The sequence below is a fragment of the Labilibaculum sp. genome (genome assembly GCF_963664555.1).
GTDB lineage: Bacteria > Bacteroidota > Bacteroidia > Bacteroidales > Marinifilaceae > Labilibaculum.
On sequence record NZ_OY761461.1, the window covers coordinates 478,132 to 504,736 of the forward strand.

Here is a 26,605-nt window from a genome sequence, read left to right on the forward strand (position 1 = left end):
AGTTCGAAGGATTGCTAAATTACTGTTTTGATTGATATGGTTTTTCACACTAACATGAGTTTCGATGAAAATAGAAGTAAAAAGTTTTCAGGCGCCAAACGAGAACGAGAACATTCTTTTTTTGGCAACTGCCGGGAATTACAAAAATCTTCCTCTTTCCGAGCAGGAAATGAAGTTTGCCGAAGAGCAAATTGATGACGAGGATACTTTAATTGAGTTGAATCGTTATACGCATAAAATTTATTTACACGTGTCAGATAAAAAAGTGTATACTAATTCCGATTTGGAGAAAATGAGGAAGTTGGGTTTCTCGTTTCATTCCAAGATTCAGAAAAGTAAAATCACCAAAATTGTTTTGCAGGATTATCTGAACGATGCAGAAGCAATACTTGCTTTTACAGAAGGTGTTGCTTTAACAAATTATCAATTTTTGAAATATATTACCGATACAAAGAAACAAAAGCATACTTTGGAAGAGGTAATTATTCATAGTGATGCCGTTGGTTCAGCACAACTTAATGATCTAATGGCAGTTGTTGAAGGGGTGAAGTTTGCGCGCGAACTTGTAAACGAACCTTTAAGCTATCTTACAGCAGAAAGATTAAGTGAAGAAATTCAGGAAATGAGTGCTAAGGCTGGATTTACAGTTGAAGTTTTTGGAAAGAAAAAGATTGAAAGTTTAAAGATGGGTGGCCTTTTGGCAGTGAATAAAGGTAGCCTTGATGAGCCGACTTTTTCTATCCTGGAGTGGAAATCAAAAGAGGCGGTTAATTCAAAACCAATTGTTTTTGTTGGAAAAGGAGTCGTATATGATACCGGAGGATTGAGTCTTAAACCAACTAAAGATAGCATGGATTTGATGAAATCTGATATGGGTGGTGCAGCATCGGTAGCCGGAGCAATTTATGCAATTGCGAAAGCTAAATTGCCAATTCATGTAATTGGATTAATTCCTGCTACAGACAATCGTCCGGGCGGAAATGCTTATGTGCCGGGTGATGTTATCAAAATGTATAATGGGAAAACTGTTGAGGTTTTAAATACAGATGCCGAAGGAAGAATGATTTTAGCCGATGCTCTTAGTTATGCAGATCAGTATCAACCGGAATTTGTTGTCGATTTGGCAACTTTAACAGGTGCTGCAGCTGCAGCCATCGGGAAATATGGCATGGTGGCAATGGGAAATGAGGATAGTAAGGATAAGATGACCCAATTAAAGGAGTCTGGAGAGAAAGTTTACGAAAGACTGGTAGAATTTCCTTTTTGGGAGGAATTTGGAGAGCTGATAAAATCGGATATTGCAGATTTGAAGAATATTGGTGGTCGTGATGGTGGAGCAATAACAGCTGGGAAATTCCTGGAGCATTTTACAAATTATCCATGGATTCATCTCGATATTGCCGGACCGGCGTTTGTAAGTACAACAGATAATTACAGAGGTAAAGGAGGCACAGGTGTTGGTGTTCGCTTGTTATTTGAATTTATTAAACAATATCGATAGTAGGAATAATTGAAAAGATGATGCTCTTTTATTGAATCTTTCTATTTTTGTAATGATTTTTTTAAGATTTAAGGCACAAATGTTTTGCAAATGTATTTCTTAATCACTCTGTTAATTGTATTGATAAAGTCAGAGAGTATAAGAAGTAACAATATAGCTGATCATTTTCCAGTTCACTCTATTTAAATAGTAACGGCTTAAAATTGGACTTTTGAAAGTGATATCAGTCCACTGATATAAAATAAACAGCAGATGAAAAACACTAAAATAAGAGTTGGAATCACTCATGGCGATATTAACGGAATTGGCTACGAGGTTATTATTAAAACCTTGATGGATGAAAGGATGTATGAAATTTGTACTCCAATTATTTATGGCTCTCCAAAAGTTGCAGCTTATCATCGAAAAGCACTCGACATAGAAACTTTTAGTTTGAATAATATTAAGGAAGCTCAGGAAGCGCACCCTAATAGAACAAACATTATTAATTGTGTTGATGAAAATATAAAGGTTGAGTTAGGTAAATCAACAAGTAGTGCCGGAGAATCTGCGTTTAAGGCTTTAGAGGCTGCTGTTGCAGATTTAGAAAAGGGATTAATTGATGTATTGGTTACAGCGCCAATAAATAAAAAGAACATTCAATCTAAGGATTTTGTATTTCCAGGGCATACTGAATATTTGGAAAGCAAGTTGAATTCCGGTAAATCGTTAATGCTTTTAATTAGCGATAAGCTAAGAGTGGGGGTTGTTGCAGGTCATGTGCCTATTTCAAAGGTGCCCGAGGTTGTTTCAAAAGAAAATATTATTAGTAAGCTTAATATTTTAAATAGTTCTTTGCAGAAGGATTTTGGAATTAGAAGACCACGAATTGCAGTTTTAAGTTTAAACCCACATGCTGGTGACGAAGGATTGATTGGAACAGAGGAAATCGATGTAATAATTCCTGCTTTGGAAGAGGTTCGGGAAAAGGGAATAATGGCCTTAGGCCCTTATCCTGCTGATGGTTTCTTTGGTTCTTCAGATTATATGAAGTTTGATGCTATTTTGGCAATGTATCATGATCAGGGGCTGGCTCCATTTAAAGCTTTGGCATTTGATTCCGGGGTGAATTTTACCGCAGGATTATCCAAAATCAGAACATCGCCTGCCCATGGTACAGCATATTCTATTGCCGGAACTAATGTTGCATCTGAAAAATCTTTTCAGCAGGCATTGTATACCGCCATTGATGTTTTTAGAAACAGGGAAAATTTTGAAGAAATTAATAGAAACCCTATGCAAACATCAGAATCATCAAAGAATTCGTAATGAATTATTAACAAGTTAGTTAAAAGAGCGGTTAAATTTGAATCGCTCTTTCATTTTTTGTTAAAAACAAAATCTTGATTGTAAAAATTGCATAATTTTACATATTTTAAGGATCTAAACAGAAAAATTCAATTCACATTTTATGTTTGAATATATAAAAGGAATTATAGTTGACCTTACCCCCACTTCAGTAGTTGTCGAAACTGGCGGAATCGGTTATTTTTTAAATATTTCATTGAATACCTATTCGAAATTATCTGGACATAAAGAAGCACAATTGTATTTGCATCAGGTTGTTCGTGAGGATGCACACTTGTTCTTCGGTTTTTTTGATGCTAATGAAAGAGGAATTTTTCGTCATTTAATATCGGTGTCAGGAGTTGGTGCCAATACAGCTCGTATGATGCTTTCATCTTTAACACCTTCTGAAATTCAATCAGCAATTATTTCCAGCAATGTAAAAACCTTGCAGGGAGTTAAAGGAATCGGAGCTAAATCGGCACAAAGAATTATTATTGAATTAAAGGATAAACTTGGAAAAGATACTGATATCTCTGACTTTTCTTTACCGCAGAACAATACTACTAAAGAAGAAGCGTTATCTGCTTTAGTGATGTTAGGTTTTGCAAAAAATTCAGTAACTAAAGTTATTGATAAAGTATTTGCCGCGAATATTGATGCAAGTGTGGAGGATTTAATTAAGCTGGCCTTGAAACAACTATAATTGAAAAACGTAATTGCTTTACTAACCTAAGGTAATCAACCATTGAAGAAACTTATTAGATATACTCTGACCTTATTAATCGTATTGTTCTGTAATGCTTTGAGAAGTAATTACAGCCTGAGTGCCCGTAATTCTAATTTTGAATTTGGCATTCAAACAATTCAACAACAGGACACTACCAAACGATCAAAAAGCGACTCAGGACGTGTAGTCAATTCGAAATCTCCATTTCATAAAGATAATCCTGATGCAAAAGACAATTCACTTCCCTTCCCATTTGAAGATGTAAACGATAATCAAGAGTTTGGTTCTCAAAATCAATCTCCATTGTATCTTAAGGATCCCAAAAATATTCTGACATCTATTCAGTATGATGCTGTTACAGGTAATTATATTCTAGTGACGCGAATTGGTGATATCGATTATCGTCGTCCAATAAGCATGACAGCAGAAGAATACAAGCAATACGAAGCAGAAAAATCTCTTCGGGATTATTGGATGGAACGCAGTCGGAGTGATGGAATGTCAGGTGGTGACGAGTTAGTTCCGGATTTAAAATTAGGTGGGCAATTTGTCGATAAAATTTTTGGAAGCAATACAATTTCCATTAAACCACAGGGATCAGCCGAGCTAACTTTCGGCATTAATACAACCAAGGTCGAAAATCCGACTCTGCCTGTAAATCTTAGGAAAACAACGAGTTTCGATTTTGATGAGAAGATTCAAATGAACGTGACTGGTTCAGTTGGCGAGAAGTTGAAGATGGATGTGAATTACAATACTGAGGCTACTTTCGATTTTGAAAATCAAATGAGGCTGGAGTATTCCGGTGATGAAGATGAGATTATTAAGAAGATTGAAGCTGGTAATGTTTCAATGCCAATTTCAAATACACTGATTACCGGGGGACAAAATTTGTTTGGTGTAAAGGCACAATTGCAATTCGGCAAGCTATCGGTAACTTCGATTTTCTCTCAGCAAAAAGGAGAGACCACTGTTGTTGAGATGGAGAATGGAGCTCAGAAAAATGAATTTGAGATTTCAGTGGATAAATATGAAGCCAACCGACATTTCTTTCTTTCGAAATATTTTTACGACAATTACGATCGATCTCTGCGAAATCTTCCGGTTATTAATTCAGGAGTTGCAATCAATAAAGTTGAAGTTTGGGTGACCAATAAAACTTCCAATTTTCAGGATTCCCGTAACCTTGTTGCTTTTGTTGATTTAGCTGAAGATGGCTCAAATATTTATAATCCTTCAGAATTTTTGCAGACAGGAACAGGAACCTTGCCATATAATGAGTTGAACGATCTCTATGTGAAAATGACTAATTCTTATTCAGGGATTAGAGATATCAATCAGGTTACAAGTACATTATCGCCTTTGGCTCCGGGATTTGTCAGTGGAACCGATTACGAAAAAGTTGAAAATGCCCGCAAATTGTCCGAGTCGGAATATTCTGTGAATGAAAAATTGGGTTATATTTCTTTAAATCAGGCATTAAATGCGGATGAGATTTTGGCTGTTTCGTATGAATACACCTACAGAGGACAAGTGTTTAGAGTTGGAGAATTCACCAGTGATGGAGTGAGTGCTCCTCAAACACTCATTATGAAATTGTTGAAAGGAACCAATCTGAGCCCACAAATGCCAACATGGAAATTAATGATGAAAAACATCTATAATATTGGTGCTTTTCAGGTTAATCCAGAGGATTTCATATTAAATGTATTGTATCAAAATGATAATGCGGGAACTTCTGTAAATTATTTACCGGAAGGAGACATTAAAAACCAAATTCTGCTCGAAGTATTGAATTTAGATAACCTGAATTCTCAATTGGATCCGGGTGCTGATGGAATGTTCGATTTTATCGATGGGATTACAATTTATTCAACAAATGGTCGAATCATATTCCCGGAAATTGAGCCTTTTGGCAGCCACCTCAGAAAAATGATTAATAATGAAGCTATTGCAGATCAATATGTGTTTGAGGAGCTTTATAAATTGACTCAAAATGATGCACAGCAGATTGCAGAGAAAAATAAATATAGTCTGAAAGGTAGTTACAAATCATCAACAAGTTCAGAGATTTCTTTGAATGCTTTGAATGTGGAACCAGGTTCGGTTAGTGTAAAGGCTGGTGGTAGAGAACTAATCGAGAATATTGATTACACTGTGGATTATACACTGGGAAGGGTGAAAATAATCAATCAAAGTTTATTGGAATCGAGTACACCAATTTCCATTTCTTCGGAAAATAATTCGTTATTTAATATTCAGACCAAAACATTGATCGGGGTTCAAATGGATTATCAGTTTAATGATGATTTTAATCTGGGTGCTACCATGATGCATCTTTCTGAACAGCCTCTTACACAAAAAGTTAATATTGGTGATGAACCAATTTCGAATACGATTTGGGGTTTGAATGGCAGCTATAGAACCGAATCGGAATTTCTGACACGCATGGTGGATAAAATTCCATTTATTGAAACAAAAGAGCCTTCATCAATTGCTGTTGAAGGTGAATTTGCGCAATTGGTTCCAGGTCATAATAAAGCAATTGGCAGTTCGGGTACAGCCTATATCGATGATTTTGAGGGAACAGAGACTTCGATTGATATGAAGAGTTTGAGTTCCTGGGTTTTGGCGAGTACGCCACAAAATAATGAAGCTTTATTTAAAGAAGGAAATTTGAATAATGATTTAGCATATGGTTTTAACCGGGCAAAACTGGCTTGGTATGTAATCGATCCTTTATTCTTGCGCAATAGCTCTGCAACACCAGGGCACATTAAATCGGATAAGGATCAGCAATCAAATCACTTTGTCCGAGAGATATTTGAGGAAGAAATCTGGCCGAATAAGGAGAGGGCCTCCGGGGTTCCGACTAATATTTCGGTTCTGAATATGGCTTATTATCCTGATGAAAAAGGGCCCTATAATTATGACGTAGATGGACAATCCGGGATTTCTCAAGGGATGAATTCTGATGGAACCCTTAAAGCCCCGGAATCAAGGTGGGGTGGTATCATGCGTAAAATCGAAACCAACGATTTTGAAGCTGCAAATATTGCTTACATTGAGTTTTGGATGATGGATCCATTTGTGTATGAACCAGATCACAAAGGGGGAAATTTATATTTTAATCTTGGAAACATTTCCGAAGATATATTAAGAGATTCGAGAAAATCATTTGAGAATGGATTGCCTGCAGATGAAACTGTTACTTTGGTGGATAGTACAAAATGGGGGCGTGTTCCTTTAGTACAATCCCTGGTAAATGCTTTCGATAATAATACAAACTCCAGAAGATATCAGGATGTTGGATTGGATGGATTGAGTTCAAGTGATGAGTTGAGTTATTTCAAGGAATACATTCAGGCAATTAGTATTTCGGCAAATCTGGGGACAGGATCCGAAGCCTATGTTTTGGCTCAAAATGACCCTTCAGGTGATGATTATCATTATTTTAGAGGTGCAGATTACGATAGTGATGAGCTAAGTATTTTGGAACGTTATAAAAAGTATAATGGTCCGGAGGGGAATTCACCAACATCCGAATTATCAGGAAGTGCATACCCTACATCTGCAACAACATTGCCAGATGTTGAAGATATTAATCATGATAATACTTTGAGTGAAACTGAAGCTTACTATCAATGCAAAGTACATTTGGCGCCGGCAGACATGCAGATAGGTCAAAACTTTATTGTTGATAAAGTGACCAGTAATGTGGACTTAGCAAATGGAACAAATGGCTCGGTTGATTGGTATCAGTTTAAGATTCCTGTTGATGAATTCAAAGATACATATGGTAACATAAGTGATTTTACATCCATTCGTTTCATGAGAATGTTCTTGAGGGATTTTGAAGAAGATGTGGTTCTGCGATTTGCTACCCTCGATTTAGTTCGTGATGATTGGAGGAGTTATGATCAGTCTATTAATGAAAATGAAACGGATGATATCGTATCGGAAGCTGGTTTTGATATTACAGCAGTAAATATTGAGGAGAATGCAAGTAAAGAACCGGTAAACTATATTTTGCCACCGGGAATTGATCGGGTTGTAGATCCGAGTAATCCTCAGTTAATTCAACTCAATGAGCAGGCAATATTGTTGAAAGTTACTAATCTGGAAGATGGAAAAGGAAAAGGAGCCTACAAAACCCTTAACATGGACATCAGGAAATATGGTAAGTTTAAAATGGATGTTCATGCTGAGGAGATTGAAGGCTATTCGGTTCGTGATGAAGAAGTGAATGTATTTGTTCGTTTGGGTTCGGATTATCAGGACAATTACTACGAATATGAAATTCCCATGCGGTTAACACCTGCCGGTCTTTATAATGGAGATATTGAAGAGGATCGTTTAGCCGTTTGGCCTGATGAAAATCGTTTTGATTTTAAGCTTCGTCTGTTTCAAACAATAAAGCAGTTACGAAACGATGCAGTACGTGGTACTAATGCAAAATATTCCGACATATATGATTTAAAAGTTGGTGATTTGTCAAATGATGCAGATCCGCAGCACCAAGATCATATTGTTAGAATAAAAGGAAATCCAAATCTGGCGAACATCAGAACGGTTATGATTGGGGTGAAAAATCCCACCAATGATGCTACCGGAATGGATGATAATCAACTAAAATCGGTTGAGGTATGGTTGAACGAAATGCGGTTGACGGATTTTGATGAAGACGGTGGTTGGGCAGCAAATCTAAGGGTAACAACAAAATTAGCTGATTTTGGTACGGTTACTTGGGCAGGAAGCAAAATTACATCTGGTTTTGGGGGTATAGAAGATGGTGTTAATGATCGCTACAAAGATGATATATTTCAGTATGATTTATCTGCGAGTTTTGAGTTAGGTAAATTTTTTCCCGAAAAATCGGGTGTTCGAATTCCATTGTATTATGCTATTTCTGAAGAAACAATAAGTCCGGAATACAATCCGTTAGATCCGGACATTCCATTGGATGTAGCACTTGAGAATGCGAATTCTAAAATGGAACGGGACTCTATCGAAAAAATGTCTCAGGAATATACGAAAAGAAAGAGTTTTAATTTGACGAATGTTCGTATCGAAAAGACAGAAGGAAAACCTAAATTGCTGGATGTTTCGAATTTAGCTCTTACCTATTCCTACAATGAAACTTATTCCAGAGATGTAAATACGGTTCGTGATTTGGAGAAGAATTACAGAGGTGTATTGAGCTATAACTATAACAATGTGCCGAAAAATATCCAGCCATTTAAGAGGGTTAGTGCTTTTCAAAATCCGATGTTTAGATTGTTAAAGGATTTTAATTTTTACTATTTGCCAACACAACTTTCTTTCCGATCTGATTTGCAGCGCTATTACCGCGAAATTGAGAAAAGGCATATTACTGAAATAGGAAGTGGAAATACCGAGCTGGCGACTGTTAAAATTAAACCTACTTTCGATAAGGATTTTATTTGGTATCGTTATTACGATTTAAAATACAATTTAACTAAAGGACTAAAGTTTGATTTCTCCGCGACAAATACATCTCGAATTGATGAACCGGAAGGTATTGTTGATAGAGATAGAGATCGTGAAACCTACAACATTTGGAAAGATTCTATTTGGAATAATTTAATGGATGGTGGTCGAAATATTCAGTACCATCATAATTTTAATCTTACTTATACGGTTCCGATAAATAAAATTCCTTTGTTGAATTGGACATCAGTTACAGCACGATATGCGGGGGCATATGATTGGAATGCTGGTGCAGTTACCGCCGATACTATCGAGTTGGGAAATACCATTCGAAACTCAAATAATATACAGGTAAACGGGCAATTAAACTTTGTTAATTTGTACAATAAAGTTGGTTTGCTGAAAAGAATTAATCAAAAATATAGTTCGAATCGGAAATACAAAAAGAAAACAGAGGATTACAAAAAGGTTAATTATGAAGGTACTGTTGCAGAACTAAAAGCTGGAATTCCTACTTCTGTATATCATAAATTATCTACCGAGGATATCTCCATTAAGGTTTATGATACTCAGGGAAAGGAAATAAAGGTTAAGGTGAAATCTGTAACAGGTAACAGGGCTAAGATTACTTCAAGCGAGAATGTGAAAAATGTTCGGGTAAGAGTCAATGGCAAGCTTTCGGAGAGTGATGGTGTTTTTGCTTTGATAGGAGAGAATTTTCTTAGAACAGTAATGAGTGTTCGTAATATTTCTATTAATTATTCGGAAATTAACTCAACAACATTGCCTGGATATATGCCACAAACAAATTATTTTGGAGGTGAGTCATATAACGGAACCAAGGCTCCCGGGTTTAACTTCCTGATAGGTAAGCAGGACAATAATTTTGCAGGAAATGCCGCTGAAAAAGGTTGGATTACAACTGATGAAGCTTTGAATGAACCATATGTAATGAGTCATACTCAAAACTTTACCATAAGGAGTACTATCGAACCGGTAAAAGGCTTAAAAATTGATTTAACTGCCAATCGTAATTATTCAAGGAACCGAAGCGAATACTATATTTACGATTCGGGGAATGATAATTTCACGGCAGAGAATCTTGTTAAATCGGGTAATTTCAGCATGAGTTTTTTAAGTTTGAAATCGGCCTTTTTTACTATTGGAAACACTGGAGATTATTCTTCTTCATATTTCGATAAATTTTTAGATTTAAGAAAAGAAGAAAGTTTACGATTGGCAAAAGAGAGATATGGTGAAAATTATGAGGCGAAAAAAATATTCACAGAGGTTGTTGTAGGAACAGAAACAACGAAAGTAGAGACGGATTATTATGAAGGTTATGGAGAAACTTCCCAGGAAGTTTTAATTCCAGCTTTTCTTAAAGCATATGGTAATGGAGGAAAAGGTTATAATAGTTTGTTCCCGGCTATTTCCCGTATGAAACCAAATTGGAGAGTGACTTTCGAAGGATTATCCAAACTGCCGTTAATTAAGAGGTATTTCAAATCTATAAATTTGAGTCATTCATATACTGCCACGTATGATGTGGGGTCGTATAATACCAATTTGACTTACGAGGAAGGCGATGACGGATATAGTATTATTCAAGATCTGGCGAAAAATTTTCTACCTCTTTACGAAGCCAATTCAATTTCCATAAACGAGCAATTCAATCCTTTGATAAACGTTGATATGATTTGGAAGAATAATTTCTCGACTAGTTTTGAAATTAAGCGCACGCGAAATTTGATTCTAAGTTTATCAAACACGCAGTTAACAGAAGTAGCTTCTAATGAAGTGATTTTTGGTCTGGGGTATCGATTTGATGATTTCGGTATGATAATCGGCTCAGGGGCGAAACAGAAAAAATATAAGAGTGATCTTAATTTACGGGGAGATCTATCAATTCGTAAGAACAATACCATTATTAGAAAAATTGTTGATGAAGTGGATCAGTTAACATCAGGACAGAAAGTAGTAACAGTTAAGTTTAGTGCTGACTATGTTTTGAGTAACAGATTTAATTTAAGACTGTATTACGACCGGATTGTAAATACTCCTTATGTTTCACTTTCATACCCAACTACAACTACTGAATTTGGTGCGAGTATTCGTTTTACTCTTGCGAATTAAAGGTTTTACTGTTATGCACTTATATTCTGATTTTGCAGTGATCATTACTCATCAGATAGAATGAATAAGAATAAGTTCTAAAACATTCAATTACGTATGAAGTGATATATTATAATTAAAAAAAAAATGTAAATTTGGGCAGTAATTTAATACTCTTAATAAACAACATACTATCATGAATGTACCTGAAAATTTAAAGTATACCAAAGATCACGAATGGATTCGTGTTGAAGGAGAAGAAGCCTTTGTTGGTGTTACTGACTTTGCTCAAGGAGAGCTTGGAGATATCGTTTTTGTTGAAGTTGAAACCGAAGGCGACGAATTAGATAAAGAAGAAATATTCGGAACTATTGAGGCAGTTAAGACTGTTTCAGACATGTTTATGCCAATTGGGGGTGAAGTGTTAGAGTTCAATGAGAAATTGGAAGAGGCTCCGGATTTGATCAACTCTGATCCATATGGTGAAGGTTGGATTGTGAAAATTAAAATTGCTGATAATTCAGAATTGGAAGAATTATTAACTGCAGAACAATACAAAGAATTATTGTAATTATTCAATATGTAACGAAACCCTCATACCATCCGTGTGAGGGTTTTTTTATGATTGAAATCTTTTTAGTGTAAAAAATAATTTAGGATTTATTTATCTGGCATATTAATAATTTTGCACGATATAGAGTAAATTGTAGCCCTTTATACTCTCAATCTGCAATTTAAAAAATCTGGAATACTGATTTAGGAATATTCTGACATTAAAACTAATTGCAAAGTAAGAACATAAAAAAAGCAGGCTGAACAGCCTGCTTTTTACTATTTATAGAATTGTATATTTTACAATTTCTTTTTTACCTCTATTTCTTCAAATGCTTCTACCATATCGCCAACTTTAATGTCGTTGTATTTGTCGATATTTAATCCACATTCGTAACCTTTCGCTACTTCTTTCACATCGTCTTTGAAACGTTTCAGAGAACCAAGTACTCCTGTATAAACAACAATACCATCGCGAATTAATCGGATTCTAGAGTTACGGTTGATTTTTCCATCACGAACAAGACAACCTGCAATATTACCCACTTTGGTAATATTAAATACCTCCACAACTTCAACCGTAGCGGTAATTTCTTCCTTAATTTCAGGAGAAAGCATACCTTCCATTGCTGATTTTAATTCATCAATTGCATCGTAGATAATCGAGTACAAACGGATATCGATTTCTTCCTTCTCAGCAAGTTTTCTTGCTCCAATAGAAGGTCTAACCTGGAATCCAACAATAATAGCATTAGAAGCTGTTGCAAGCAATACATCCGATTCGGAAATCTGGCCAACTGCTTTGTGAATTACATTCACTTGAATTTCTTCAGTCGAAAGCTTAATTAATGAATCAGAAAGAGCTTCAATAGATCCATCCACATCACCTTTTACAATAACATTAAGTTCCTGGAAGTTTCCAATTGCAATACGACGGCCAATCTCATCAAGTGTAATGTGTTTCTGAGTACGAAGACCTTGCTCACGTTGTAATTGTTCACGCTTGTTAGCAATGGAACGTGCCTCTTTTTCACTTTCCATCACGTTGAAATTGTCACCAGCCTGTGGGGCACCATTCAAACCAAGAATTAGAGCTGGTTCTGAAGGACCAACCTTTTCTATTCTATTACCACGCTCATTATACATCGCTTTTACGTGACCGGTATAACTACCTGCCAATAGAACATCTCCAACTTTTAGGGTACCTGCCTGTACCAATAATGTAGTAACATAACCTCTACCTTTATCTAGTGAGGATTCAATTACTGAACCGATAGCACGTTTATTTGGATTTGCCTTAAGTTCCAGCATTTCTGCTTCTAAAAGAACTTTTTCCAGCAACTCTTCAATGTTAATACCATTTTTTGCTGAGATTTCCTGACACTGGTATTTTCCACCCCAGTCCTCAACTAAATAGTTCATATTTGCTAATTCCCCTTTAATTCTTTCAGGGTCAGCACCTGGCTTATCAATCTTATTAATTGCAAATACAATAGGAACTCCCGCGGCACTTGCGTGATTGATCGCCTCAATTGTTTGTGGCATTACGTTGTCGTCAGCTGCGATTATAATAATTGCAATATCAGTTACCTGAGCACCACGTGCACGCATCGCGGTAAACGCCTCGTGACCTGGAGTATCAAGGAAAGAAACCCTTCTTCCATCGTCAAGTTTCACATTGTAAGCTCCAATGTGCTGAGTAATTCCTCCGGCTTCACCTGCAATAACATTCGCGTGACGAACGTAGTCGAGTAAGGAGGTTTTACCGTGATCAACGTGTCCCATTACAGTAACAATTGGAGCACGGGATAATAAATCTGCTTCTTCGTCAACTTCTTCTTCAATTGATTCCTGAAGTTCAACACTTACAAATTCAGCTTTAAAGTTAAATTCGTCAGCAACAATAGCAATGGTTTCTGCATCTAATCGTTGATTGATAGATACAAATAAACCTAATCCCATACAAGTTGCAATAATATTGGTAACAGGAACAGCCATCATTGTTGCCAATTCATTAACTGTAACAAATTCGGTAAGCTTTAAAATATTTTTTTCAGCTTCAATTTGTTCTGCTATTTTTTCTCTTTTTGCACTTTCGATGTCACGTTTATCTCTACGGTGTCTCGATCCTTTCGATTTACCTCCTTTAGAAGTTAATCGGGCAAGAGTATCCTTAATCTGCTTTTGTACATCTTCTTCGCTAACTTCTTTTTTAACGACTTTTTTCTTCTTCAGCTTATTAAACTTAGCGGCACCTGCACCTGTTCCTTTAAGTCTTACTTCAGTAGTGCCTGGTTTTCCTGGTTTTCCTTGTCCGGGACTCGCTAAATTTACTTTCTCAGTATCCTTTTTAATTCTTTTACGCTTCTTACGCTGATTGGCAGATACTTTATCTTTATTACCCGCACCCGGCTTTTTCTCAACTGGAAGTTCAATTTTTCCAACTACAGTTGGACCAGCTAGTCTTTGGGTAGAAGATTTAAAAATTTCTTCTTTTCCTGATCCGGAATTTTCTTGTGCCTGAGGTTTTGAAGCAGGAACTTTTTGTTTTTCCCTTCTTTCAACTTCTTTTTCAGCCTTGGTTTTTTTGGTTGGCCGAGTTTTTTGATTTAATGCAGATAAATCAATCATGCCAACCACTTTAAGCTCATCTTTTTTCTCCTCTTTAGGAGCTCGGGCTTTTTCCTCTTTTTTCGGGGTTTCCATTTTAACAGTTTGGACATCTGAAACTGGATTTTTAGCAGGTTCAGATGTTTGTTCAGTAAGTTCTACTTTTGGAGGTGTAACTATTTTATCTACAGGTTTCTCTGCAGTAACCTCCGCCTTAGGTGCTTCCTTTTTGGGAGCCTCAGACTGAACTGGCTTAATAGTTTTTTCTACCTTATCTGGATCCGTTTTTGAAACGACTTCCTGTTTTGTTTCCTGCGGTCTTTTTGCTTTAGGTTTTAATGCATCTAAATCAATTTTACCAACAATTTTAACTGGTTCTTTTTTCGCAATTACTTCTTCTGTTTTTTTAACAGATTTTTCTTTACTGCGGTTTTCAGGCTCCGATTCTTCAGAAATTTTTTCGATTGAAACTGTTTCCTTTCTTTCGCGGGTACTTTTCAGATTTACCTTTTCAGATTCCTTTTTTAGATTCAAGTCAGAGCTATACTCTTTGGCAAGGATATTATAAGCCTCTTCTGAAACTTTGGTATTTGGATTGGAATCAATCGGAATGCCTTTTTTGTTCAGAAATTCAACAATTGTTGAAGTACCAACGTTTAGTTCTCTTGCTAATTTACTAAGTCTTATATTTTTATCGACTTTCACCATATTTAAAAGTTAACTGTTAAAATGTCCCGTTTCAAAAATTTACATCATGATTCTGAAGAATTTAATTATCGAACTCGGATTTAAAAATATTCAAAATCTCATTAATGGTCTCTATTTCAAGATCTGTTCTCTTTTCTAACTCCTCTGGAGATAAATCAAGAACGCTTCTTGCTGTATCACAACCAATTTTCTTTAACTCATCAATTATCCAGGCATCAATTTCATCCGTAAATTCTGATAAGTTTACATCTTCTTCAACTTCCTCCTCAGATTTCTCACGATACACATCAATCTCATATCCTGATAGCTGACTTGCCAGTTTTATATTTAAACCACCTTTACCAATAGCCAGGGAAACCTCTTCAGGATCCAGATAAACTTCAGCACGTTTGGTTTCTTCGTTAAGTTTCACTGAGGAAACTTTCGCAGGGTTAAGAGCTCTTGTGATAAAAAGCTGGGTGTTAGTTGTGTAATTGATTACATCAATATTTTCGTTACGTAATTCACGAACAATACCATGTATTCTCGACCCTTTCATACCCACACATGCTCCAACAGGATCAATTCTTTCATCGTAAGATTCAACTGCAACCTTAGCTCTTTCACCAGGAATACGAACAATATTTTTAATAGTGATTAGACCATCAAATATTTCCGGTACTTCCAGTTCAAACAATCTCTCAAGGAAAACAGGAGAAGTTCTTGAAACTATAATAAGAGGACTGTTATTTTTCACCTCAACACGAACAACAACGGCTCTAACTGTTTCTCCTTTGCGGAAATAATCAGAAGGGATCTGTTCTGTTTTAGGAAGAATCAATTCATTTTCTTCATCATCCAGAATAAGAATTTCTTTTTTCCATATCTGATAAACTTCACCGGTAACAATTTCGCCAACCCGATCTTTGTACAGGTTAAAGATATTGTCTTTCTCCAATTCTAAAATTCTTGCAGAAAGATTCTGACGTAAAGTTAGAATTGAACGTCGGCCAAAATCCATAAATTTTACTTCGTCCGTAACTTCTTCACCAACTTCGTAATCTTCATCTATCTTTTTCGCTTCAGAAAGCGAGATCTGTAAATTTTCATCCTCTACTTGTCCGTCTTCTACAATTTCTCTATTTCTCCAAATCTCTAAGTCACCTTTGTCTGGATTAATAATGATATCAAAGTTTTCGTCGGTGCCATAATTTTTCAATAGAAGATTTCTGAAAACATCTTCCAATACGCTCATCATTGTCGCGCGGTCGATGCTTTTCAACTCCTTAAATTCCGAAAAAGTCTCAATAAGATTCATGTATTCAGCTATTTACCTGTTAAAAAGTAATAATATCTTTTGTTGATTTAATTTGATCTAAAGTGAAAGAGTAATTTTTTACAACAAGTTGCTTCTTCTTTTTTCCTTCAACTTTTTCCATTTCTTCAACTTCAATTTCTATTTCATTATCACCAACGGTGATTAGTTTCCCTATAAATTTAATCCCCTCAGTTGTCAATACCTCAACATCTTTATTTATGTATTTGCGGTATTGTTTAAAAACCTGAAAGGGTTGACCGATTCCAGCTGAAGCAACTTGTAATTCAAAGTCTTCAACTTCACGATCAAAATGCCCTTCGATAGCTTTGCTTAGTTCAATACATGTAATGATCGGGACTCCGTCATAGCTATCAATTACAACCGAAATGGCATTTCCAGATGAAACGCTTACATCAACCAGAAACAGATCGGAGTCAGCAATTTCATTTTCAACAATTTCAGTTATAGTTTTTTTATCAATCATATGTCGGTTAATATCAATAAAATAGGGGACTTTTTGTCCCCTAAAGCTCACAATTTGCTTACTTTTCGATGCAAAATTAGAGATAAATGTTCTAAAAAACAAATGACATCCCTCTAAATTATTGTATTCTAATCGCTAATGAAAAATTATTCTCTTGAAAATGAGTTTTTTTAATGAAATATGATCTCTTCTTTTGTTCAATTGAATGATTTTAACGTATTTGAACAATTCCACTTCAATTCAAGAAAAATATTTTTATTCACGAGCCAATTTTAATTGGGGTTTGAATACCACTAAGATAGGCTTTTTTCGCTACTTTTTATACATTTGTTACCAGCCTATTATACAAATGCGTATGAATTTAAACACCAGCAGCAAGAAAAAAATAGTAAATGATCCGGTTCACGGATTCATTCATATTCCTTCCGGGATATCGTACGATTTGGTTGAGCATTCTTTTTTTCAGCGATTGAGAAGAATAAAGCAGTTAGGCCTCTCCTTTCTTGTTTTCCCGGGAACATTTCATAACAGATTTCAGCACGCTTTGGGGGCAACTTATTTAATGAGTCTTGCAATAGAAACTATTCGATCGAAAGGACATGTAGTTACTGTAGAAGAGGAAGAAGGGGTTTATGCGGCAATACTACTTCACGATATTGGGCATGGACCATTTTCGCATGCATTAGAGTATAGTATTGTTAATGGCATAACTCACGAACAGATTTCGGAATTATTTATGAATCGTTTAAATAATCAATTTAAAGGTGAGCTGGATGTGGCCATAAAAATATTTCGAAACGAATATCCCAAGCGGTTTTTGAATCAGTTGGTGTCGAGTCAGTTGGATATGGATCGCTTGGATTATTTGAGGAGGGATAGTTTTTTTGCCGGGGTTACCGAAGGGGTTGTCGGATCGGCAAGGATTATTAAAATGCTGGATGTTAGAAATGATCAGTTGGTTGTTGAGGCAAAAGGTATTTATTCAATTGAAAAATTTTTGATAGCCAGACGCTTAATGTATTGGCAGGTATATTTGCACAAGACTGTTATTGCTGCAGAAGAGATGTTGGTTCATATTTTGAAAAGGGCGAAATATCTTGCTGAACGGGGGGATAAATTGTTTGCGACCCCATCTTTAACTTACTTTTTGTATAATAAAGTGAGTAGAATGGAGTTTGAAAATCCTAATGTTATTTTTAATGGTCGGAATGCTTTGGAAATATTTGCTGATCTGGATGATGATGATATCATGGTTAGTATAAAGGTTTGGGCTAACCACAGCGACAAAGTTCTTTCTTATTTGTGTAAATGCATACGGGATCGGCAATTGTTTAAAATTGAGATTCAAAAAACAGCCTTCACTAATGAATATATTGATCAAGTGAAAAAAAAGGTGGGGCATTATTTTGCTTGTTCAGATCATGCTCTCGAGTTTATGGTGATTTCAAATTCGATCAGCAATAATGCATATAGCTCGGATGATGATCAAATAAATATTTTATACAAAGATGGCACACAGTGCGATATTGGAGAGGCTTCGGATATGTTGGATGCTTCTGTTCTGTCTAAAACAGTAAAAAAATATTATCTCTGCTACCCTAAAATTTAGGAGTCATTTGTGTGATTCCCTTACTCTTAAGAGGTGCTTTCATCTTCATTTTTACGAATGCTTTCTTTATGGATAAAGCAGGCAATAGGAGAAAAAATTTCATGTGCATGAAATAATTATTAGATTTGCAGAAATTTTTTTCTTATAAATCAGCTATGTTGGATGATTTGCGCTTAGTGTTTGCATTGTAAATACTAAGATATCAGTGAATCACTTTTTGATCTGATAAAAAATAGAACAAATGGAATTTACAGCAGAAGATATTGCAGAGTTTCTTAACGGAGAGGTAGATGGGAATGCTAAGGTTAAAGTAACCAATGTTTCCAGAATTGAAGAAGGGAAGCCTGGGACTCTTTCATTTTTAGCAAATCCTAAATACGAGCACTATATATACTCTACGCAGTCATCAATTGTTTTGGTAAACAAGAATTTTGAGACTGAAAAAGAGATTGAGACCACACTTATCCGTGTTGAGGATGCGTATCAGGCATTGGCTCAGTTGTTGGAAATGTATGAGCAAAGCAAACCTCAGAAAACAGGAATTGAAGAGCCTTCTTTTGTGAGCAAGTCATCAAAATTGGGTGAGAAGATTTATATTGGTGCCTTTGCATATATAGGTAGTAATGTTCAGATTGGAAATAACGTAAAAATTTATCCTCACTGCTATGTAGGCGATAATGTAACTATTGGCGACAACACTATATTGAACTCAGGCGTTAAAATTTACGAGGGATGTAAGATTGGTGCTGAATGCATTTTTCACTCAGGCGTTGTAATTGGAGGTGATGGATTTGGTTTTGCTCCATCATCGGCGAATAATTATAAAAAAGTACCTCAGGTAGGTAATGTGGTTATTGAAGATCATGTAGAGATTGGTGCAAATACGTGTGTTGATCGTGCTACTATGGGATCAACAATCATTCGTAAAGGAGTGAAGCTGGACAATTTGATTCAGGTTGCTCACAATGTAGAGATAGATGAAAATACAGTGATTGCTTCTCAAACCGGCATTGCAGGAAGTGCAAAGATTGGTAAAAATTGTATGATCGGAGGACAGGTGGGAATCGTAGGTCATTTATCAATTGCCGATGAAGTAAAAATCGCAGCTCAATCAGGTATTGGCCGAACAATCAAGAAAGAAGGAACTGTATTGCAAGGATCACCGGCTTTTGATTTTGGACCTTATCAAAAATCATATGTGCTGTTTAAGAATTTGCCTAAGATGAGAGAGCAAATTATTGAACTGGAAAAGGAAATAAAAAGATTAAAGGAAGAGTAAAGGGAAGTTTTGCTTTCAATTAGTTAACCTGGGATTTAAAAATATTGATGTCAAGTTATGGCAGATAAACAAAGAACATTAGCAAAAGAATTTACTCTTACAGGAAAAGGACTTCACACAGGACTGGAAGTTTCTATAAAGTTTCTGCCTGCATCTGAAAATCATGGTTATCAGTTTAAACGGGTAGATTTAGAAGGTCAACCTATTATAGAGGCAAGTGCCGAATATGTTGGTGATACTTCGAGAGGAACCGTGTTGGAAAAAGGAGAATGTAAAGTTCAAACTGTTGAGCATGCATTGTCTGCTTTGTATGGATTAGGTGTTGACAACTGTTTGATTGAGATGAATTCTTCTGAGCCTCCGATTTTAGATGGAAGTGCCAAATTTTATGTAGAAGGAATTGAAGAAGTTGGTATTGTAGAGCAGGACGCAATTCGTGAGTATTACGTGCCAAAAGAAAAGATAACATACAGGGATGAAGCCCGTGGTTCAGAAATTACGATTCTTCCTGATGATGAATATAGTATAGATACAATGATTTCATTCAACTCTAAAGTGTTGAGAAATCAGTATGCCCGCTTAAGTTCTTTAGCAGATTATAAAAGGGAAATCTCGATGTGCCGCACGTTTGTGTTTGTGCGGGAACTGGAATTTCTATTAAACCACAATTTAGTTAAGGGTGGAGATTTGGATAATGCCATTGTTATAATGGACCAAATGATGGACCAAAAAGAATTGGATCGCATCGCAGATTTATTCGACCATCAGCATGTTGAGGTAAAGGAAGGAATTTTAAGTAATTTAGAACTTTATTTTGATAATGAATGTGCGCGTCACAAATTATTAGATGTGATTGGCGACCTTGCTCTCTGCGGCAAGTTTATTAAGGGAAGGGTTATTGCAACCTGTCCTGGTCATGGACCAAACACTGAAATGGCAAAATTATTAATCAAACGAATTAAGAAAGAAATGGGAAAAGATTCAGTTCCGGCTTATGATCCAAACAAAGAGCCTGTTTTAGACATTAATGGCGTAATGGGCTTGTTGCCTCACCGTCCTCCATTCTTGTTGGTTGACAAAATTATTGATATTCAGGATGACAGCATCGTGGGGGTGAAGAACGTATCTATGAACGAGCCGTTTTTTGTTGGTCATTTCCCGGGAGAACCGGTAATGCCAGGCGTTTTAATGGTGGAGGCTATGGCACAATGCGGTGGTATTTTAGTACTTAATCAGGTCGAAGACCCTGAAAACTATTCTACTTATTTCCTGACTCAAAACAATATCAAGTTTAGAAAAAAAGTAGTTCCCGGTGATACTTTAATTTTTAAATTGTCATTTTTATCTCCTATTCGTAGGGGAATTGCTAACATGCGCGGTTTAGCTTTTGTTGGTGATACTGTTGTTGCCGAAGGTGAGTTTATGGCTCAAATCGCAAAGAAAAAATAATTAATTAGTAACTACTGCTACGCAACAACTTCTTGTAACGGGAGTTTTGCATAAAACGAAATATAAAAAAAATGAAGCAACCGTTAGCATATGTACATCCTGAAGCTAAAATAGCTGATAATGTAGTGATTGAGCCGTTTGTAACCATTGATAAAGATGTGGTAATTGGAGAAGGATCCCGTATTGGATCTAATGCCACTATCATGGAAGGAACCCGTATCGGTAAAAATTGCGTGGTATTTCCAGGGGCCGTTATTGGTGCTGTTCCACAGGATTTAAAATTCCGTGGTGAAAAAACAACTGTAGAAATTGGCGACAATACCACCATTCGTGAGTGTGTTACGATTAACAGAGGTACTGTAGCCAAAGGAAAAACCATTATTGGAAGTAACTGTTTGTTAATGGCCTATGTGCATGTGGCGCACGATTGTATTATTGGTAATAATTGTATTATTGGTAATGCGACACAAATTGCGGGCGAGGTAATTATCGACGATTTCGCTATTCTTAGCGGTTTGGTTGCTATTCATCAGTTTGTTCATATTGGTTCGCACGTAATGATTTCAGGTGGATCATTGGTTCGTAAAGATGTTCCTCCGTTTGTAAAAGCAGGTCGCGAGCCGGTTTCTTATATTGGAGTAAACTCAATTGGATTGCGTCGTCGTGAATTTGGAAATGAAAAAATCCGCGAAATTCAGGATGTTTACCGTTACCTATACCAAAAAGGAATGAATAACTTCAATGCTTTGGAAGCTATCGAGGCCGAAATGCCTGCTTCTCCTGAGCGTGATGATATTATTCTGTTTGTGAAAAATTCGAAGCGTGGTATTATGAGAGGATATTTTCCTGAGTAAGCTATCGTTTTAAATGATATAAAAAAAAGTGAGACTTTCAGTGGAGAGTCTCACTTTTTTTATGTAATTCCCAAGCTCCAGGCACTTTTTTATGGTGATGGATAGAATGAGGAGTCAATACATTTTTGCTTTCTCCAAATGAGGACAATTATTTTCGATGGCAATTTTTAGATCATTTTTAATTTTCTTCCATTCTTTCTGGTGTGATTTGGTATCGAAATAATGAATTTTATATTTACGATTGTGTGTTTGGAGTATAATTTTTTCATAATTACCATATTTACTTCTATCAAATCGGTACCATTTAATTTGCTCCCAAGTTACTTTGCAGCTATCATATTGAACACCATCTTGTCTTATTGTAAAAGTTTTAATTTGGACTTTCTTTTTTTCGATAAAATTTGAGATTGTTACAAATAAAATAGGAGATAAAAAAAGAATAAATATTGTCCAGTTTATTGTTGGTTTTATAATTCCAATAAGTAGAAAGGCAATAAGTAGAAAGGCAATAAGAAGAATTACTACTATTGTAGATAAAAAAATAACCAGAAATTTACCAATGGATAAGTAGGTGTATGAATATTTCTTCATATAAGCTTGATAGGTTTTCTACTGCTAACTTACATCAATCCCCAGCCTTTTTCCTTGAAGAGATGGACCGGGGATTGTTTTTGTTTCTTTTTTTTTGAGCTGTTTTCTCTTCTCCTTTAGGAGAAGGATAGGATGAGGTGTTCTAACCTTCCTTTATCGGATTCCAGCCCTGAGCCTGCAATTCAATTTCTACACCATCCCGTGTTACCAAATATTTTCCTTTCGAGATATCCGTGATGTGACCAATTATTTTCACATCCTCTATTTTTTCGATGGCATCGAATTGATCCAAAGGAACAGTAAACAGCAGTTCGTAATCCTCACCGCCATTCAACGAGAAAGTGCTGTAGTTCATATTCAGCTCTTCGGCCATTTTGTGCGTTTCGTAGTCAACAGGAATTTTCTCTTCGTAAATCTGGCAGCCAACTTTTGATTCTTCGCAGATGTGCATAATGTCCGACGACAATCCGTCCGAAATATCAATCATCGAAGTAGGAACAATCTTCGCTTCCTGCAATCGCTCATAAATATCTTTTCGGGCCTCAGGTTTTAACTGACGCTCTAAGATGTAATCGTGACCGGTTAAGTCGGGTTGCATGGCTGGATTGTTGTCGTAAACACGTTTTTCGCGCTCCAGCAGCTGTAATCCGGCAAAGGCCGCTCCTAAGTTTCCGCTTACGCAGATTAAGTCGTTCTCTTTGGCTCCGCTGCGGTAAGTTAGTTGATCAGCATCAGCTTCGCCAATTGCAGTTACCGAAATACACAATCCGGTTAAAGAGGATGTGGTGTCGCCACCCACCAAATCGACATTGTAATTTTCGCAGGCCAAATTGATTCCTTCGTAAAGCTCCTCGATAGCTTCTAAAGTGAATCGTTTCGAGATAGCGATAGAAACCGTTACCTGCTTTGGCAGCGCATTCATGGCATAAACATCCGAAACATTCACAGCAATTGCTTTGTAACCTAAATGTTTAAGCGGTGTGTACATTAAATCGAAATGGATACCTTCCAGCAGTAAATCGGTGGTAACAACGGTTTTTTTATTCTGATAATCTAAAACAGCAGCATCGTCGCCAACTCCCACATTGGTGCTTGCGTGTTTTAGTTTTATATTTTTGGTCAGGTGTTTAATCAATCCGAATTCGCCCAACGTAGCGATGTCGGTTCCTTTAGCCTTGTTTTCCTGCATAGTCTCCTAAATTATTGATATTTGTCTGCAAAGGTAGATAAAAATTGGAAACTGAGAAGGTGGTGTTATTGGTCATGGTTTATAATTTTAAGGAGGTCATTGTTTTATAAATTTTGATTTTGTTTTTCATATCAGGAAAGCTTTAAATGTGTGGAATGAATTTGCATGAATGGTGTAATTTTAGTGACAAATGGCGGATAAAATGACACTAATGATGTTTGTAGACATAAAAAAGATTTGTATTTGTGGTATCTCTTTCATAAATTAAGTAGGTATTATCAAATCTTAATTTAAATTATAATGAAAAATAAACTTATGCTATTGATGGTTGTGGCTGCTTTATTTGCCATTACCAATTGTCAGAATGACAATACCGCCGATCTTAAAGAAAATGATGGGGATAACCTAGTGTTAACCGATGTTCAGAATGGTGAGCCAATTGAAGGACAGTATATTGTTGTTCTGAATGAGAGCTCGGTTAAATCTGCTAATCAAGGCAGTTACGATGAGAGAATAGCCGAAGTAAAAGCTTTTGCCAATTCTATGTTTCAAACAAAATCGAGTTCTGAATTTGAAGTAGGTTTAGCTTTTGCTACTGTAATTAAAGGTTTTAGTGTTAAAACAACACCGGATTTTGTTGAAGCATTGAAATTGGATAGCAGAGTAAAATACCTTGAACAAGATAAAATTATTGCTCTGAAAAAGCCTGGAACTGTTCCAACACCAGAACCTACTAGTGAGGTTATTCCCTGGGGAATTACACGGGTTGGTTATGGAAGTGGCATTGGAAAAACAGCTTGGATTATTGATAGCGGTATCGATTTAGATCACTCTGATTTAAATGTTGATGTTGCCAGAAGCAGAGATTTCAGTGGTTCTCGTGTGGGAGCTGATGATCAAAATGGACACGGAACTCATTGCGCAGGTACGGTTGGTGCTATCGATAATGAAATTGGAGTAGTTGGAGTTGCTGCTGGAGCAAATCTTGTGGCAGTTCGGGTTTTAGATCGTAGGGGTAGTGGTTCCACTTCCGGAGTTATTGCAGGAGTTGATTATGTTGCAAGTGCTGCTTCTCCCGGCGATGCTGCCAATATGAGTTTAGGCGGAGGTGTTTCTATTGCTTTGGATGATGCTGTATATGCCGCTTCTCAAAATGGCATTTACTTCGCATTAGCTGCCGGAAACGAAAGTGATGATGCTAACAATCACTCTCCGGCAAGAGTTAACGGAACTTATATTTGGACTATTTCGGCAATGGATATAAATGATAATTTTGCCTACTTTTCAAATTATGGAAATCCGCCTGTTGATTTTTGCGAGCCAGGTGTTAGTATTTATTCAACCTGGAAAGGCGATGCATACAATACAATAAGTGGAACTTCAATGGCAGCTCCGCACATGTGCGGTATTCTGCTAATGACCGATGGGAATCCAGTAACCGACGGTTTTGTAAATGGAGATCCTGATGGCAATGCAGATCCTATTGGAGGAATCTGAGATATTGCAAAATGAATGGGAATAGCCGTCAATTGACGGCTGTTTTTTTTTTGAAAAATAAAAAATGGAAATAGATTTGAGGGGAGATGGGACGGGTTTAGGGATCGGTCAGGTTTGGTTGACTTGAATTTAACTTTAATTTTTTAGACTTATTGGCAAAACTTTTAGGTTTTCTGATGCTTCCATGCATGAATTTACCCAATGGGTTTACCAAATCGTTGGGTTTATGTATTCCGATCAAAGGTCGAAGAATGAAGCAGGTGCTTCCACTCTTGAAAATCAAGCTTCGAAGCATTAAGATGATGCATTTACCCTTGACTTTGATGCCTCCAAGCATCTTCTTCGTGAAAAAATGCATGAAATTCATTCTTCAAGCCATCTAAATCAAGCTTCGAGATGCCTTGGTGGGGCTTCAATTCATCCTGTGCATGTATAAATGCTTCAAAAGAAAAGCGAAACCCGCATGTTTTGAGTTTCGCTTTCGCTGATGAATGCTTAATACGATTTTAGATACTGATCGGTATAAAGTAATTATTTAACCACTTCGGCCTCTTTTTTCTTGCCATGAGGGAAGAATTGTTTCAATTCTTCGTAAATAGGGATTGCTCCTTGCTGCTGTTCTGCAGCGTAATATCGAATAGACCGGTAAAATGCCATTGTATCCTGATAGTTATCATGATCCAAAAGAATTTTAGTATCACTTAGTTTGCGTTTAATTAAGTCGAGTTTCTGAATCATTTCTTCTATAGTTTCCCGTGCACTGTAATCGCGTTCAAACTCGTCTATATTCACAAACTGAGGAACCAAATCGGGATGCTGATCCATAAACGATTTTGCTTTATTAACCAGTAGTTTGTTGGTTTCGTTAATCGAACCATAGTTCGTTCTGTCTTCCGACGATAGTTGAGGGGCACTTTTCCCGGCAAAAGCCAGCAAGGCATCCAAATGAGCATTATTTTCGGTCAATTCTTCTGCGGTGAATGTGACCTGGATTAAATCGTTGTTTTTCATGTTGGGGTGTTTAAGTTATAGAACCATATTGAAAATTTCTGAATGAGTAATTAAAAAACCTAGTAGAATAATAAAGGCTGAAGCCATAGCGCCTAATATTGATTGTCTTTGATTTCTGTATATGATAGATGCATATATAAGTATTCCTGCTAAAAAGAATACTAAATCAAAATAGTAGGAATACTTGAACCATGATATATCATATAGCAGTTCGTCTAATGAGCTTTTCGATTTGATTATATAATCATCATTAACTAAGAAGATAAGCAGATAAAATTTTAAGACTTCGTTTATGATTAAGCAATAAATAAACCATTTGATGGCATTTTGAAAGGTTGTTATACAAGTTTTA

16 protein-coding genes are annotated in these 26,605 nt (G+C 36.3%); 10 read left to right on the top strand and 6 right to left on the bottom strand.

Features of this window, described 5'->3' with window-relative positions:
- Positions 1-64 precede the first annotated feature (64 nt).
- The 5 genes from ACKU4N_RS02045 to gcvH all read left to right on the top strand — a co-directional run bounded on the left by ACKU4N_RS02045 (position 65) and on the right by gcvH (position 11,694).
- Positions 65-1,501 carry a leucyl aminopeptidase family protein gene (locus tag ACKU4N_RS02045; protein WP_321319931.1) on the top strand — a complete coding sequence of 479 codons (1,437 nt, stop codon included), beginning with the start codon at positions 65-67 and terminating at the stop codon, positions 1,499-1,501.
- Positions 1,502-1,753: 252 nt separating this feature from the next.
- Positions 1,754-2,809, top strand: a complete 1,056-nt coding sequence (pdxA, locus tag ACKU4N_RS02050) for a 4-hydroxythreonine-4-phosphate dehydrogenase PdxA (RefSeq protein WP_321319932.1) — start codon at positions 1,754-1,756, stop codon at positions 2,807-2,809.
- A 142-nt stretch (positions 2,810-2,951) separates the two neighbouring features.
- Positions 2,952-3,533, top strand: a complete 582-nt coding sequence (ruvA, locus tag ACKU4N_RS02055) for a Holliday junction branch migration protein RuvA (protein WP_321319933.1) — start codon at positions 2,952-2,954, stop codon at positions 3,531-3,533.
- A 42-nt stretch (positions 3,534-3,575) separates the two neighbouring features.
- Complete coding sequence (gene sprA, locus ACKU4N_RS02060) at positions 3,576-11,144, top strand: T9SS outer membrane translocon Sov/SprA (RefSeq protein WP_321319934.1); 7,569 nt, start codon at positions 3,576-3,578, stop codon at positions 11,142-11,144.
- A 175-nt stretch (positions 11,145-11,319) separates the two neighbouring features.
- Positions 11,320-11,694, top strand: coding sequence for a glycine cleavage system protein GcvH (gene gcvH / locus ACKU4N_RS02065; RefSeq protein WP_156195387.1), 375 nt, complete (start codon positions 11,320-11,322; stop codon positions 11,692-11,694).
- A gap of 281 nt (positions 11,695-11,975) precedes the next feature.
- Here gcvH and infB read toward each other — a convergent pair whose 3' ends face one another.
- The 3 genes from infB to rimP form a co-directional block, all read right to left on the bottom strand.
- On the bottom strand, positions 11,976-14,993 hold the full coding sequence (gene infB / locus ACKU4N_RS02070) for a translation initiation factor IF-2 (RefSeq protein ID WP_321319935.1): 3,018 nt from the start codon (positions 14,991-14,993) through the stop codon (positions 11,976-11,978).
- Positions 14,994-15,054: 61 nt separating this feature from the next.
- Positions 15,055-16,290, bottom strand: a complete 1,236-nt coding sequence (gene nusA / locus ACKU4N_RS02075) for a transcription termination factor NusA (RefSeq protein WP_321319936.1) — start codon at positions 16,288-16,290, stop codon at positions 15,055-15,057.
- Between the two features lie 19 nt (positions 16,291-16,309).
- Positions 16,310-16,774 carry a ribosome assembly cofactor RimP gene (rimP, locus tag ACKU4N_RS02080; protein WP_321319937.1) on the bottom strand — a complete coding sequence of 155 codons (465 nt, stop codon included), beginning with the start codon at positions 16,772-16,774 and terminating at the stop codon, positions 16,310-16,312.
- A 355-nt stretch (positions 16,775-17,129) separates the two neighbouring features.
- Between rimP and ACKU4N_RS02085 the strand changes: the two genes are divergently transcribed.
- From ACKU4N_RS02085 to lpxA, 4 genes are all read left to right on the top strand, one after another.
- Entirely contained in the window at positions 17,130-18,383 is a 1,254-nt protein-coding gene (locus ACKU4N_RS02085) for an HD domain-containing protein (protein ID WP_321319938.1), read from the top strand.
- A gap of 241 nt (positions 18,384-18,624) precedes the next feature.
- On the top strand, positions 18,625-19,662 hold the full coding sequence (gene lpxD / locus ACKU4N_RS02090; RefSeq protein WP_321319939.1) for a UDP-3-O-(3-hydroxymyristoyl)glucosamine N-acyltransferase: 1,038 nt from the start codon (positions 18,625-18,627) through the stop codon (positions 19,660-19,662).
- 57 nt (positions 19,663-19,719) lie between these two features.
- Positions 19,720-21,111 (top strand): bifunctional UDP-3-O-[3-hydroxymyristoyl] N-acetylglucosamine deacetylase/3-hydroxyacyl-ACP dehydratase, encoded by a 1,392-nt coding sequence (locus tag ACKU4N_RS02095; RefSeq protein WP_321319940.1) that lies wholly within the window; start codon positions 19,720-19,722, stop codon positions 21,109-21,111.
- Positions 21,112-21,182: 71 nt separating this feature from the next.
- Positions 21,183-21,965 carry an acyl-ACP--UDP-N-acetylglucosamine O-acyltransferase gene (gene lpxA, locus ACKU4N_RS02100; protein ID WP_321319941.1) on the top strand — a complete coding sequence of 261 codons (783 nt, stop codon included), beginning with the start codon at positions 21,183-21,185 and terminating at the stop codon, positions 21,963-21,965.
- A 114-nt stretch (positions 21,966-22,079) separates the two neighbouring features.
- On the opposite strand, the gene ACKU4N_RS02105 is transcribed toward lpxA, so the two are convergent.
- Together ACKU4N_RS02105 and thiL are read right to left on the bottom strand one after the other, a co-directional pair.
- On the bottom strand, positions 22,080-22,556 hold the full coding sequence (locus ACKU4N_RS02105) for a hypothetical protein (protein WP_321319942.1): 477 nt from the start codon (positions 22,554-22,556) through the stop codon (positions 22,080-22,082).
- A 142-nt stretch (positions 22,557-22,698) separates the two neighbouring features.
- Entirely contained in the window at positions 22,699-23,745 is a 1,047-nt protein-coding gene (gene thiL / locus ACKU4N_RS02110) for a thiamine-phosphate kinase (protein WP_321319943.1), read from the bottom strand.
- A 300-nt stretch (positions 23,746-24,045) separates the two neighbouring features.
- On the opposite strand from thiL, the gene ACKU4N_RS02115 reads away from it, so the two are divergent.
- A complete protein-coding gene (locus ACKU4N_RS02115; RefSeq protein WP_321319944.1) occupies positions 24,046-25,242 on the top strand; it encodes a S8 family peptidase in 1,197 nt (398 codons plus the stop codon).
- 531 nt (positions 25,243-25,773) lie between these two features.
- On the opposite strand, the gene ACKU4N_RS02120 is transcribed toward ACKU4N_RS02115, so the two are convergent.
- Positions 25,774-26,253 (bottom strand): hypothetical protein, encoded by a 480-nt coding sequence (locus ACKU4N_RS02120; RefSeq protein WP_124994371.1) that lies wholly within the window; start codon positions 26,251-26,253, stop codon positions 25,774-25,776.
- Positions 26,254-26,605 lie beyond the last annotated feature (352 nt).